The following is a 12,832-nucleotide window of genomic DNA, read 5'->3' as shown; positions in this document are numbered from 1 at the left end:
TGGTTACAGGTGTGAAGCCAGCGAGATATCCGTACTAACCGATCCCACAAGCAGCATTAGGGCTGAGTCTGGGAACGGCAAAGGCGAGAAACGACTGCCATTCCTGACTACCCACAATGGACATCCAGGCTTTCACAGAACTTTACTTAAGTACAGGGCGATCGGCCAACAATAAGCTCTAGACTTTTAAAGAAGCGCCACGAGTCCTAGAAAACAGGGCTTTATCTACCGTAAAAAAAACATTATGTTTCCAACTCACCGCCCCCGCCGCCTCCGCAACCATCCCCAACTCCGCCGGATGGTACGCGAAAATATCTTGACAACCAGCGATTTAATTTACCCCTTATTTGCCGTACCGGGGGAAGCTTTTGCTAAAGAAGTCACATCGATGCCCGGAGTTTACCAGCTATCGGTAGACAAAATAGTAGAAGAAGCAAAAGAAGTCTACGACCTCGGCATTCCCGCGATTATTTTATTCGGGATTCCCGCAGATAAAGACACAGACGCGACAGGTGCTTGGCACGACTGCGGCATCGTCCAACAAGCGACGGAAGCCGTTAAAAAAGCCGTACCAGATTTAATCGTCATCGTCGATACTTGTCTGTGCGAATATACCAGTCACGGTCACTGCGGCTATTTGGAAGTCGGAGATTTAAGCGGCCGCGTCTTGAACGATCCCACACTAGAATTGCTGAAGAAAACCGCAATTGCTCAAGCTAAAGCTGGTGCAGATATTATCGCGCCTTCGGGAATGATGGACGGTTTTGTCGGAGCAATTCGCCAAGGATTGGACTCCGCTGGATTTGAAGATATTCCCATCATGTCTTACGCGGCAAAATACGCCTCAGCTTATTATGGCCCGTTCCGAGATGCGGCCGATTCTGCTCCGCAATTTGGCGATCGGCGCACCTATCAAATGGACCCCGGAAATGGCCGCGAAGCTCTTAAAGAAATTGCTCTCGACATTGCCGAAGGCGCAGATATGCTCATGGTTAAACCCGCTTTAGCTTACATGGACATCATCTGGCGCGTGAAAGAAGCAACTAACCTGCCAGTTGCTGCTTACAACGTTTCTGGAGAATATGCGATGGTGAAAGCCGCCGCCCTCAACGGTTGGATAGATGAAGAAAGAGTAGTGATGGAAACTTTGACAGGATTCAAGCGTGCTGGTACTGATTTGATTTTGACTTATCACGCCAAAGACGCCGCCCGCTGGCTGCAAAACTAGATTCACTCGATTTTAGATTAGACGTTAGAGAATTGACTCCACAGCACAATCTTCGGGTGTTCCCGTGGAGTCAACACCTCTCTCGATCGATAGATGATTTTTGAGCCATTACGGCATATATTGATTTCTCACTTACACATCAAGACTTTCAGAAACCGGGTTTTTTGTCAGTGCGGTGAGCTGTAACTACAAAAAAATTGGTTTCTCTGTAAGTGAACTCTAAACCCATACCAAATCAGTTATTCGCATCTAAAATCTCCAATGGTATAAATTATAAGTTGGAAATTTTGAGTCAAAGACTTTTTTACCAGAAATAATGGGTTAAAAGCCTCTCCCATAAGCGGGAGAAATTAAAAGAAGACTATTCATTACTGCAATCCTCTTCCTTCCAGCTAGAGGTCGCTATCCCAGGTCAACCCTTCGACTTGGCGAGCGGGCAAGCTGTCAACTGTCAACTGAAAAAAATTACCCCAAAAAGTATTAATAATCACCGAAATTATTTAGAAAATATGTATAACTAAAAATAGTTTTGTAAATCGGGAATTCAATCATTGATTGTTCCCAAGCAAAATTAACTATACCGGCTAAGACAGTAAAAGTAACACAGTTTAGATACAACTTGAAGGCAGATTGAGCATGACATCAACGACTAGGGATTCCAGTCACATTCAATTTTGTATAGGTCGCGATCGCGCAGACATCGCACAGATCCAAGAACTATTTAAAGCCGCCGCCTTTTGGGCGAGGGAACGCAAGATAGAAGATTGGGAAATTGCGATCGCCAACAGCGAACCAGTTGTTACAGTTTGGGACGGCTCACGGGCGATCGGCTTTGCCAGAGCCACCTCAGATGGGATCTATCGAGCTACCATCTGGGATGTCGCCATTCACCCGGATTACCAAGGTGCAGGACTCGGCCGTAAATTAGTGCAAACCGTCTTGAGTCACCCTCGGATGTGCCGAGTAGAGCGAGTTTACCTGATGACAACTTACAAACAAAGCTTCTACGAGCGCATCGGTTTTCAGCAAAATGCTAGCACCACAATGGTACTTGAAAATCAGCTTCTCGAAGAGAATCTCGAATTAGAAATTAGCAACGGCGAATTGCTAACTGCTAATTGTTAAATAATCACAAGATTGGCATCAAAATCTATAATATGTAGGGTGCGTCAGGGCGCACCTTACTCCCTATAAATACTTTCCTTCTTTCATCTTCCCTTTTCCATCTTCCCGCCCTCAGTTAAATCAGTTAAATCCCTTGCCTTCTTCCTCACCTGCGTTACATCCCGTACATTGCGCGTGGCCCAACTTTCTTCATCAGAAAGTTGCCAAAGGAATAGAACACTGAGTCCGGTTAAAATTGCACTCTTCGGACTCAGAAGGCACAGCCAGAACCTCCAACTTTCCGCTCATCAAACTTAAAAGAGTCTGATTCATCAATAACCTCATTCCAGAAGACACCTGAGAATTATCGCTACTCTTGGTAACATCACACTCCAAATCGTGCTTCAGCAAATCCCAAGACTCGCTCCAAGCACTCACTGAACGCTGATCGTCCACCCAAATGTGAACGTATCCCGATTCCGGCGAAGCATGGGCAGACAAAGAAATACTCCCCTCCTCCATCTGAGCAACAGCAGTATCTACCAAATTGACTAAAACTTGCCTAAACCTCGGCAAATCTGCCAATACATAAATCCCCGGATCTGGCGGCAATATCTCCAAACGAATGCCGCGATTAGCAGCTTGCAAGTAAGTTAAATCATCAACCTCGTCAAGAACCTTAGCTAACTGAATCGGCTCAATATCCATCCTTTCAGTGCCGTGTTCAGTTTTAGCAACAGAGATAATTTCATCTATTAATTTCACCAGCTTGAGCGCCGCGGCGTGAGCTTGCTCGACAAACTCTCGTTCCTCCGCAGGATCGTCACACAAATCCGAGAGAATTAATTGCAGCGTACCAATCATAGTGCTCAGGGGCGATCGCAACTCGTGAGAAGTTCGAGCCAAAAAACCCGCCTTAAATTGGCTCATCTCCGATGCCATCTGATAAGCCAATTGAGTTTGCTTAAGTTGCTCGGAAAGGGCATCAAACTTCTCTAAGTGAATTTCTTGAGGAGGAGGTAGCACTTTGGGCGCAGGTTCGGGCTGTTGCGAGCTTTTTTGCCGCAGGCGCCAAATCAAACTGCTTCCCAAACCCAGCCCCAGTCCCATACCTAAATATATAAAGTCGCTCCAGCCGATCGGCGCCATATTGCTTTGCCTTGGAGTTTAGCTTTTAGCATTCTAACTCGATCGTGCCTTGTCGCAAGATTTCCCAATCGCTGCCACTCCATTTAGCCACAGTGGAAGGCAAACTCGAAGCTGTTGTCGCTGTTGCTAATTCAGAAGGAAGTAATGTCAAGACTTCTGGAAAGTGAGCCTCAATTTCTGTCACAGACTCCAGAGGCGGCTGACCGGATAAATTAGCACTGGTAGTAGCCAAAGGGCCTGTCTGCTCTAAAATCTTTAGGGCCAGGGGAAGGTTAGGCACTCGTATTCCGATTGTACTCGGGTCGATGGGATTCATCGCCGCCGGGACTTTTGGCGAAGCAGGCAGCACCAAAGTTAACGCCCCCGGCCAATAGGATGCGGCTACTTGCTGCCACAAGTTTAACTCTGCTGGACTTCCCTGCACGTAGGGCCACAAGGCCTGGGCCGATGCGGCCATCAAAATCAGCGGTTTGTCTTGACTGCGGCGTTTAGCTACAAAAATCAACTCCGAGCGATCGGGTCGCGCAGCCAAAGCGGGTACAGTATCTGTAGGAAAACTGACGATATGATTGCCAGAAATTGCCCCTTGAACTAGGGCATTTATCGAAACTTGGGTCATCAGATTTTAGATTTTGGATTTGAGAGTTGTGGCATATTAGACTTGAATTGCATTCCCAAGCTTTCCTATCTTAAAATTATCTGCGTTTATCTGTGTTTATCTGCCTTGCATCTGCGGTTGACCTATGAATTCAAGATGTATGCAATAAGTCTATTCTTGAAACCTAAAGACGATAGGCTAAAGCAAAGCGATCGATTCCTGCTAAATCAGAAAATATCTGAACTTCACCGTAACTCCCGTGACTTTGCAGCATATCAGCTACCGCCTCAGCTTGTCCCGCCATCATCTCCACCAACCAAACTCCCCCGGATTCTAAATAATCGGGAGCCGTTTCTACCAAATGCCGGATGCAATCTAACCCGTCAAAGCCGCCGTCTAACGCCAGATGAGGTTCGTGCTTCAAAACTTCCGGTTGCAGAGTCAGTACCGTGCTGCTGGGAATGTAAGGCGGGTTAGACACCATGCCGCTGAGTTGACCTTTGAGAAATGCTAGCGGTTCCCACCACAAACCTTGATAAAAATTAATTAGCGATCCAAAACCCAAATTCTCAGCATTCAGTCTAGCAACTGCCAAAGCTTCCGAACTGCAATCTACAGCATAAACCGTAGCATTTGTCAACGCAGAAGCCAAGCCGATCGCGATCGCCCCGCTGCCCGTTCCCAAATCCACCCAATGCGATTTTGGATTGACACCATAGGTTTTAACAGCTTCTACAGCCAAATCGATCAGCAATTCCGTTTCAGGACGAGGAATTAGCACCGCCGGCGTTACTTTGAGCGAAAAATGTCGCCAATGTGCAACTCCCGTTAAATACTGCACCGGCACCCGTTCCTGTAAGCGCCGCTGCCACAATTGAGCAAGTTCAGATAAAGACAACTTTAATTCAATTTTTAGCAAATCTTTAAACGACTCTAAACGCAGAGCCAACCTATCCAAACCAGCCAGCTCTTGCAGCAGCCAGTCGATTTCTGCTAGGGGAATGTCAGAGGCGATCGCCTCTGTTTTAGCTTGATTCGCCCATTCCCAAAGCTCTAAACCAGAAACAAACATAAGACTTTGTAATAGTTGCTAATTGCTAATTGCTAATTGTTATATCAATTCCGGTTGCACTCATACATGATATAGAGGACACGGCTCTTGGAGTGTCCCTACCGAAAATAATATTGTAGGGACTTAGGCACTCGCGGTGTCCTAATTTTGGCTAATAATTCCGATGCTACCGGAAACGATATTAATTGCTAATTGCTAATTCGTAAATAGTAGGTTGAGTGGAGAAACCCAACCTACTAATTAATGACTGATAACTGATGACTAATGACTGATGACTGCTGACTAACTATTAGCGAGTCGGTCGAGCTGGAGCCGGCCGAGCTGGAGCCGGAGCTGGAGCCGGAGCAACCTGTGGATTTTGGCCCCCACCGGCAGGTTGGAGTGATCGCACAAATTCCAGCGACTCCCGCGAGGGAATCAAAATCATTTGGGTCAAAAACGGGTCGTTCTCAGTACGCAAAGCTTCCAAAACGCTCTCCAAGTTCACCACCTCAATCTTAATTGTGGCTGTCACGTTGGGCTGCTGCTGCTTAAAACGATCGACCATTCCCTGCAAATCCTCCTTGTTAAAAAACAAGGGAATCACCTCTTGTTGACCCCGCTGAATCGTCAAATAACCATTTTCAGCGCCGCCTCTGGCTAAAAACAGAGGTACACCGTTGAACTCGTTAACTTGTTGACCAGTCTGCTGAAGTACAGTTTTAGCCGACTGCACCTGCACCGGAGCCGGAACGAAAGCAAATTGCACTTCCTCCGGCTTGCCTTTATTTGCTTGAGTGATCTGATAAATTTCCCCCAGCGACACCGGCATCACGCGCACCGTGGCCGCCAACTGAGGATTTTTGGTTTTGAGTTGATCCACAAAAGCTTGAGCATCTTTCTGGCTGATGAAAATTCCCGCCACGGAAGCGTTACCAGTTTGACCCTGACCCTGCTTGGGAACAGAAGCGACAAGGGGCGCACCCTGAGCGTCTGTAATCGTAAATACCGGTATAGATCGCAATTTTTCCAAAATTTGCGGCTCCGGCAGTGCCAGTGCAGACATCTTGCCAATTGGGGAGGGGCCCAGCAGAGTGCTGCCGACAATTCCCAATATTGCGCCCAAACGAACTAATGATTTCATGTTTTTTCCATCAGGAGCGATCCTGAAACACATTAACGCAAAGACTGGCGACTTAACACGATCGGCAAAAAATGCCTCTATTTGTTTTCATTTTGACAAAATGTAAACATCAGAGACAGTTCTGCTTCAATCTATTATTTAACATTGTGCGATCGGGATGACAGGATTTGAACCTGCGACATCCTGCTCCCAAAGCAGGCGCGCTACCAAGCTGCGCTACATCCCGGTGGTATAGTTAGCTAACCTCTAACCATTAACACACAAAACCGCTTGCTTGTCAAGCTTTATTAAATATTTAGCTCTCCATGCAGCTAAGGCGAAGTTTTTTTCAGGTTGTCCAGTTTGACCCCACCCAAAAACCGATACCAGCCCCTGACTCCTATCGTGTTCGGCTCAAATCAACTGACAATACTTGCACAGCTTCATAACGGCCCTGATGCCGAGATACATCCACGCGTAACTGACCGCAGCGCACAGGTGCATTCAGTGTTGTCAGCGTCAATATTGTATTGTATGTCCTCAACAAATCAACGCCGACCTGCACCTGGCTCCCTAATCTGGATACCAAAACATACCTTTAATCCCCTCTGGATCGGACATAAAGCCCAAATTGCGGTAAAAGTCCACCACTTGAGGGTCAGCAAATAAGGTAATGTTGCTGATATCTTCACTGCGGAGTTTTTTAATGATGTATTTCATCAGCGCCTTGCCCATGCCTTTGCCCTGGTAGTCGGGATGAACTACCACATCCCAAAGCGTGGCATTAAAAGCATGGTCTGAAGTCGCTCTGGCGAAACCCACCAGCCGTCGCTGGCTGCCCCGCATCTCCCACATAGAGACGACTAGGAAGCTGTGCTGAATAGCTTTTTTGACTTTACGCAGGGGACGGCGGGACCAACCCACTGCATTACAAAGTTCTTCGAGTTCGTAGAGGTCAATGTCCCGATCGCAACTGAAAAAGATGCGAGCGTTGCCGCTGGCGGGCTTGCGAAACGTTGGGGAAAGCGGATCGCCTAACCCAACAGCCACATCTTCCTCAAAATCCGCTGTTTGGGGTACAGAGGCAGACTCAGAACTACTAAATAAGTTTTTCCAAAAACCCATGCAGGCGCGGTTAAGGTAGTAGAAGTTGGACGACGAGAAAGAGAACCCGACAGATAAACCCACTCCGATCGGCGTAGGATCAATTGCCGGTAGCCTCTTGAGGAACAGTTTACGGTACACTCATCTTACGCCGAAAACAGGGATTTGTCGTCCAACATTGAGTCTGCGCTTTTTTGATTCTGTCAAGTTTGGTAGAACTGTTCTGCTAGCCAGTGCCCGGACAACCCGCTTTTAAGGTAAAATTTGTTGCCGAACCAGGACAGAGGCATTTTGGGAAATGCTTCTTTTGAGTGCCGCCGATCGCGCCGGAACTTATACTCTTGGTGGGAAATACCACTGGAATGGCGCAACGGTGACATTCTCGTGATAAGTTCTCACACAGATTTGATTTTTGCTTTTAGTGAGGAGACGGGCACAATTTAAGTCGAATCGTCGAATCGAAAATCCCATTGCCATAAGGCATGGAAGAGTCAATACCTCCTATATCTCCCGCACCTTCTCCTCAATTATGGCTTCGGGTTTAAAACCATCTACACTAGAACTCCTCAAGCGCTTTAACCGAGCGTTTCCGCAGTTTTATGAGCAATTTGTCAGCAGCGAAATCCAGTTGCAAAACCTCAAATTAGCTTACCAGCTTTACAAAACTCGGCAAGCAGTCATCGAAATCCGAGCCGAAGGTAACAAAAGTGCCCTGCATTTTGCTTACCGGAACCAGTCTTTTCTATTGAGCGACATTTTTGGAGTCCTCGCGGCCTACGGACTGACGATTCACAGTCTGAGTCTGTACGGTCAAATTTACCCGCCGATGCTGGTATTTATCAAATTGGTCGTATCTCGCGGTGGCAAGGTACTGGCAGATAAAACAGCAGAAAACGTCTGTAGAGCCGTTCGAGAGGCATTGGCGGGACATTTTGAGGTTGAAGAGATGTTGGCGGTGGAATTTAATTTAGACGCGGGTTTGGAAGATGTGGCCACTGAATTCTACGTCGATCCTGTTTTTCACTTGCCAGCTTTACTGATTGAAGCCGATAATCAACCTGGACTTTTTTACAAAGTTATGTATGCCATCTGGCAAGAGGATTTGTTGGTGGTAAATGCTAATTTGCTGGTTTGGCGGGGACGAACTCGCCTGATTCTCTACTTGTTGGGGCCCAATGAAAGTTTAATTCCCGAGTACCTGGGCCAGAAAATCGCTGAGGGGGTGCGACAAAGATTGCTGGGCGAGCGATTTTAGCGCAACCTGCCGATGCTCCCTAAATAACTAGATTTCTATAAGTAGACATTACTTTGCAGAAGTTTTCCAGTGAGATAGGATAAAAAGCTCGGCAAAATTGTTCGTACAAACGAGTGTAGATAGCGGTTATCATAAACATGGGAGACGCCGAAACGATGTTGTCAAGCTTTTTAAGTTTGATGGCGTACTTTATCTACAAAGTAACCGCCCTAATAGAAAAGACGTGCCAGATAAATAGGGGAGTTTAACAAGCAATATAGCAATCCTTGCAGGAGTCGTAAATTTTTTACCCCGCCCCAACCCTCCCCGAACCCGCTCGCTCGGGAGTAAGAAATTCACGAATGATGCGAGGATTGCTATAGTCCTGACTATTTTTAGTTAGTAAAATAAGCTCGCGGAACTACACGCAAAAGTCGCAAGTATGCGCAAAAATTCCCTCTAAAAAATTACGTATTACCTCGTTTAAAAAGAGGTAATAGGTGAGGCGAGTTAGCTATTTTATTGAGAGATTAAAGCCTTGTTGAATTATCACAATGTGGCGGGTTCAATAGTTGAATGTGGAAAGTACGAATTTAATTTTAGACTCTACTCCCAAAATATTTGCGATCGAAATTGATACTGGCATACCGAGGGTTTAGGATTTCCAAATCGGCTAAAACTGGGGAAATTTTTCCCGCAAAATACCCTTAAAAAATCGCCCTGATGTATGTCCCCCGGGCGGTCATACAGCAGACAGAAATTTGAATAGTGCAAAAAACATAGAACGCTGGGAGAGAAGGAATATTTATTTCAGGGCGATCGGATAAAAGGGCAAGCTAGGCCAAGATTGCCAGTGAAGTGGACAAAAATCTTGTAGCGTCAACTTAAGGCCGCGCGTTGCAGCAGGAAGTAAGCGGTAAATCGATAAAGTTGAGTCTTTTTGACTTACTTATAGCGCTTCTTGAGGAGATGAGGTAAACAATTCCACTGAAAAAGCTTGAGAACACAGGGTTTCGGCGTACTCTCTCTTTCTGAGAAAGGCTATACATAGGTTTACATAGGTCTTATGGAGCGGATAGGATAAAAGTATGGCAACAATCGACATCCTAGGGGTTCGGCACACTTACGATTTGACGGCTCCGACTGCAACTTCCCCGGTTCTGGTATTTGTCCACGGCTGGCTGTTAAGCCGCCACTACTGGCAACCTTTGACCGATCGCTTGGCATCAAACTATCAGTGCCTTACCTATGATTTGCGGGGGTTTGGCGATTCTCAATCGGACTCCGGCGACGATCGCCCATGTTCCGAACCGCTAAATTCCTGCTACACTCCCGCAGCTTACGCTCGCGATTTGGAACTTTTACTCGAAAAACTCGATATATCTTCTGCTTGGCTGGTGGGACACTCTCTGGGCGGTACGATCGCTCTATGGGGAGCCAGCAAATTCTCCGATCGCGTTAAAGGCGTGGTCTGCATCAATGCAGGAGGCGGCATCTATCTTAAGGAAGAATTCGAGCGGTTTCGAGCGGTCGGCAAGCAGCTAGTAACAATGCGTCCCGGCTGGCTGCCTCGCTTGCCGTTAGCAGATTACCTGTTTGCCCGCGATTCTGTAGCCCGCCCGATCGGCAGATCCTGGGGACGGCAGCGCTTAATAGATTTCGTGGGAGCTCATCCAGAGGCAGCTTTGGGGGCTTTGTTGGACTCCACCACAGAAGCGGAGATTCACCTATTGCCACAAATTGTCTCCCAACTCAAGCAGCCCGTTTATTTTATTGCCGGTACTAAAGACAAAATTATGGAACCAAAATACGTGCTGCATTTGGCTAGCTTTCACTGGATGTTCCAAGGTTGCGGCGAGAATGTCCTTCAGCTTCCCGATTGTGGCCATTTGGCAATGGTGGAACAGCCGGATGCAGTGGCTAGTTACCTGCAAAATATTCTGAAAGAACACACTACAAAGGGCATTGGCTAAAGCGAAACCGAGGAATGGGGCATTGGGCAGATCTCCGGTTCGGGGAAGCTTCGCTTCCCAAATAGAAAGTTCCAAGTTAAAAGTTAAAACATTTTTCCCTGTTCATTCCCTCAACATCGGCCCGTAAAATCACGTACATAATCCGTAAAATCCCGTACACACTCTGTTGCTGAACTTCCTTCACCTAAATCTGTTATCTTAAATAGATAACTCTGCCCGATCGCCCTTAAGGACAGAGCTTCTGACTCGATAGTGGCAAATTGTCTGAATACTAATTCTGCTTAAATATCTGTGCGCGTTAACCTCACCGATCGGCAACAACACATCCTTTGGGCAACGGTTCGCCACTACATAGCTACAGCGGAACCCGTTGGCTCAAAAGCTTTGGCTGACGAATTCAACCTCAGCGTCAGCCCAGCTACAATTCGCAATGCGATGGGGACTCTTGAAAAAGCTGGACTGCTTTATCAGCCCCACACTTCGGCAGGACGAGTCCCCTCTGACTCGGGCTACCGAATTTATGTAGACCAGTTGATCCAGCCGTCTGATACGCTGGCCCGCAAGGTGGAACAGGTACTAGACCAGCTCAATTGGTCGGACGGCCGCATGGACGCGGCACTCCGCGGCGCGGCTCAAATTCTGGCAACTATCAGCGGTTACATAGCAATGATCACTATACCGCAAACCAATATGGCTTGCTTGCGCCACTTGCAACTGGTGCAGCTAGAGCCGGGAAAGGTGATGTTGATCGTGGTGACGGATGCCTACGAAACTCAGTCGGTTTTGGTGCAGTTGCCGAGGGACGCAGAAGGTAACACGCCTGATGTCGAAATCGTCGATCGCCAATTGCAGATTTTGTCAAATTTTTTGAACAGCAAGTTGCGGGGACGATCGCTCTCGGAACTCTCGACTGTAGACTGGAGCGAGTTAGACCGGGACTTTGAACTGTACGCTGAGTGGATGGAAACCATGCTGACTGCTTTGAGCAGCCGCCAAAGCAATCCAACCTACACGCGGATTCTGATTGGCGGTTTAGCCGAAGCACTGCGCTTACCTGAGTTTTCGCAGTTGCAGCAAGTTCAAACCCTGGTGCAACTGCTCGAACAAGAGCAAGAACTGCTTTGGCCTTTGATTTTTGAATCGCCTGAGTTGGACATCCCCGGGAAGCGGGTAACGGTGCGTATTGGTTCGGAAAATTCTTTAGAACCAATTCGTGGCTGTACTTTGATTTCTTCGACTTACCGCCGGGGATCAGTGCCGGTTGGTAGTGTTGGGGTTTTGGGGCCGACGCGGATGGTTTATGAAAATGCGATCGCGGTTGTGGAAGCTGCAGCCGATTATTTATCAGAAGCTATTGGCGGAAATCGAGTGAGTTTTCCTGATGGCGATCGAGGGCGATCGGATCATCCCTTGTTAGATGCACCCTAATGTGATAGCCCCAAGCTTAACGAGCTTGGGGTTTTATTGTCTGTGGACGTACTCGCAACCTTTATCAACCGGGTTTTTTGACACAAAACCCAGGCTTTTATCCCACATTCCGCACCCAGGGGTGTTACACAGTATAATTACGCAGAAAGCTATATCTTTAAAGTCATAAATTAGGCATTTAAAGAGTTATTTATCCGTTAATTTACGTAAATTCTACTATAATAGTAGAATTTATAGTTTTCTGGGTGGATCAAAATAAGTAAAAACCGATAGTGACAGTTGAGGGTGTCAAATATGGCTTTTATACTATTTTTGGTAAGAAACTAAAGCTTCGCGCTTGACAAGAAAGTTTCGTAAACAACCCGGTTTCTGCGTCCATTAGCGGCTCGGAAAGTGGCAGGAGTTACGGGGTAGCGACTTTCCAGCGATTGGGAGAAAAAGATTGCGATGGCGAGCGATCGTGCATTTACAGAAAGTGGTCGCGGAGGGTTAGTCGAATGGCGGGTTTAGCAGCCCAACCGATGAGTTTTGTTGCAAACCGGGTGGGCGATCGCCCGCTCTAGGGATAGCTGCTGCGACAAATAAATTGAGGCGGCCCGAACCCCGCAATCGTCGATTCCCAAGGCAGCAGAATGTCAAAATATTAAGACATTTTAGAGAGTTCGTCAAAAACAACTAAAAAAGATTAGTGTTGATATGAAAGCAATATTTCTTTTGGGAATAGCCCGGGTTAAACAATTGCAAATAACTTGCAGTGAATTTGGCTTGATTGCCACTCCATAAAAAATTTAACCGCTGAGTTAAGATCGAAACGGAATTTAGGGAATTTTCTTTTAGCAT

11 protein-coding genes and 1 tRNA gene are annotated in these 12,832 nt (G+C 46.9%); 6 read left to right on the top strand and 6 right to left on the bottom strand.

The annotated features are described in order from the left end of the window. Window positions 1-244 precede the first annotated feature (244 nt). Both hemB and QUA42_RS11195 read left to right on the top strand, forming a co-directional pair. Window positions 245-1,228 carry a porphobilinogen synthase gene (hemB, locus tag QUA42_RS11200; protein ID WP_333039856.1) on the top strand — a complete coding sequence of 328 codons (984 nt, stop codon included), beginning with the start codon at window positions 245-247 and terminating at the stop codon, window positions 1,226-1,228. Window positions 1,229-1,864: 636 nt separating this feature from the next. Further along, entirely contained in the window at window positions 1,865-2,353 is a 489-nt protein-coding gene (locus QUA42_RS11195; protein WP_190656314.1) for a GNAT family N-acetyltransferase, read from the top strand. A 192-nt stretch (window positions 2,354-2,545) separates the two neighbouring features. Here QUA42_RS11195 and QUA42_RS11190 read toward each other — a convergent pair whose 3' ends face one another. The 6 genes from QUA42_RS11190 to QUA42_RS11165 all read right to left on the bottom strand — a co-directional run bounded on the left by QUA42_RS11190 (window position 2,546) and on the right by QUA42_RS11165 (window position 7,378). After that, complete coding sequence (locus tag QUA42_RS11190; RefSeq protein ID WP_333137350.1) at window positions 2,546-3,481, bottom strand: HAMP domain-containing sensor histidine kinase; 936 nt, start codon at window positions 3,479-3,481, stop codon at window positions 2,546-2,548. 25 nt (window positions 3,482-3,506) lie between these two features. Beyond that, window positions 3,507-4,100, bottom strand: a complete 594-nt coding sequence (locus QUA42_RS11185; protein WP_333137349.1) for an L-threonylcarbamoyladenylate synthase — start codon at window positions 4,098-4,100, stop codon at window positions 3,507-3,509. A gap of 163 nt (window positions 4,101-4,263) precedes the next feature. Continuing rightward, entirely contained in the window at window positions 4,264-5,151 is an 888-nt protein-coding gene (gene prmC, locus QUA42_RS11180) for a peptide chain release factor N(5)-glutamine methyltransferase (RefSeq protein ID WP_333137348.1), read from the bottom strand. A gap of 289 nt (window positions 5,152-5,440) precedes the next feature. After that, window positions 5,441-6,274 (bottom strand): Tic22 family protein, encoded by an 834-nt coding sequence (locus QUA42_RS11175; RefSeq protein ID WP_333137347.1) that lies wholly within the window; start codon window positions 6,272-6,274, stop codon window positions 5,441-5,443. A gap of 152 nt (window positions 6,275-6,426) precedes the next feature. After that, window positions 6,427-6,500: transfer RNA gene (locus QUA42_RS11170), tRNA-Pro, on the bottom strand. A gap of 326 nt (window positions 6,501-6,826) precedes the next feature. Beyond that, entirely contained in the window at window positions 6,827-7,378 is a 552-nt protein-coding gene (locus tag QUA42_RS11165; RefSeq protein ID WP_172187348.1) for a GNAT family N-acetyltransferase, read from the bottom strand. Window positions 7,379-7,624: 246 nt separating this feature from the next. Here QUA42_RS11165 and QUA42_RS11160 point away from each other — a divergent pair, with 246 nt between their 5' ends. The 4 genes from QUA42_RS11160 (at window position 7,625) to hrcA (ending at window position 11,992) form a co-directional block, all read left to right on the top strand. Continuing rightward, window positions 7,625-7,801, top strand: a complete 177-nt coding sequence (locus QUA42_RS11160; protein WP_333137346.1) for a hypothetical protein — start codon at window positions 7,625-7,627, stop codon at window positions 7,799-7,801. 85 nt (window positions 7,802-7,886) lie between these two features. Continuing rightward, on the top strand, window positions 7,887-8,612 hold the full coding sequence (locus QUA42_RS11155) for a hypothetical protein (protein WP_006631881.1): 726 nt from the start codon (window positions 7,887-7,889) through the stop codon (window positions 8,610-8,612). 1,067 nt (window positions 8,613-9,679) lie between these two features. After that, window positions 9,680-10,564 (top strand): alpha/beta hydrolase, encoded by an 885-nt coding sequence (locus QUA42_RS11150; RefSeq protein ID WP_333137345.1) that lies wholly within the window; start codon window positions 9,680-9,682, stop codon window positions 10,562-10,564. 285 nt (window positions 10,565-10,849) lie between these two features. Next, window positions 10,850-11,992, top strand: coding sequence for a heat-inducible transcriptional repressor HrcA (gene hrcA, locus QUA42_RS11145; RefSeq protein WP_445301306.1), 1,143 nt, complete (start codon window positions 10,850-10,852; stop codon window positions 11,990-11,992). Window positions 11,993-12,832: the final 840 nt, after the last annotated feature.

The sequence above is a fragment of the Microcoleus sp. Pol11C2 genome (assembly GCF_036701505.1).
Lineage (GTDB): Bacteria > Cyanobacteriota > Cyanobacteriia > Cyanobacteriales > Microcoleaceae > Microcoleus.
The sequence above is the reverse complement of the archived record's forward strand: the minus strand, read 5'-3'. Positions and strand labels throughout refer to the sequence as shown.

Bases quoted from the DNA above. Each gene is read 5' to 3' on its own strand.
- QUA42_RS11195 (WP_190656314.1), top strand. From the start codon at position 1,865: ATGACATCAACGACTAGGGATTCCAGTCACATTCAATTTTGTATAGGT.
- QUA42_RS11165 (WP_172187348.1), bottom strand. From the start codon at position 7,378: ATGGGTTTTTGGAAAAACTTATTTAGTAGTTCTGAGTCTGCCTCTGTA.
- QUA42_RS11175 (WP_333137347.1), bottom strand. From the start codon at position 6,274: ATGAAATCATTAGTTCGTTTGGGCGCAATATTGGGAATTGTCGGCAGC.
- QUA42_RS11185 (WP_333137349.1), bottom strand. From the start codon at position 4,100: ATGACCCAAGTTTCGATAAATGCCCTAGTTCAAGGGGCAATTTCTGGC.
- QUA42_RS11190 (WP_333137350.1), bottom strand. From the start codon at position 3,481: ATGGCGCCGATCGGCTGGAGCGACTTTATATATTTAGGTATGGGACTG.
- hemB (WP_333039856.1), top strand. From the start codon at position 245: ATGTTTCCAACTCACCGCCCCCGCCGCCTCCGCAACCATCCCCAACTC.
- QUA42_RS11150 (WP_333137345.1), top strand. From the start codon at position 9,680: ATGGCAACAATCGACATCCTAGGGGTTCGGCACACTTACGATTTGACG.
- QUA42_RS11155 (WP_006631881.1), top strand. From the start codon at position 7,887: ATGGCTTCGGGTTTAAAACCATCTACACTAGAACTCCTCAAGCGCTTT.
- prmC (WP_333137348.1), bottom strand. From the start codon at position 5,151: ATGTTTGTTTCTGGTTTAGAGCTTTGGGAATGGGCGAATCAAGCTAAA.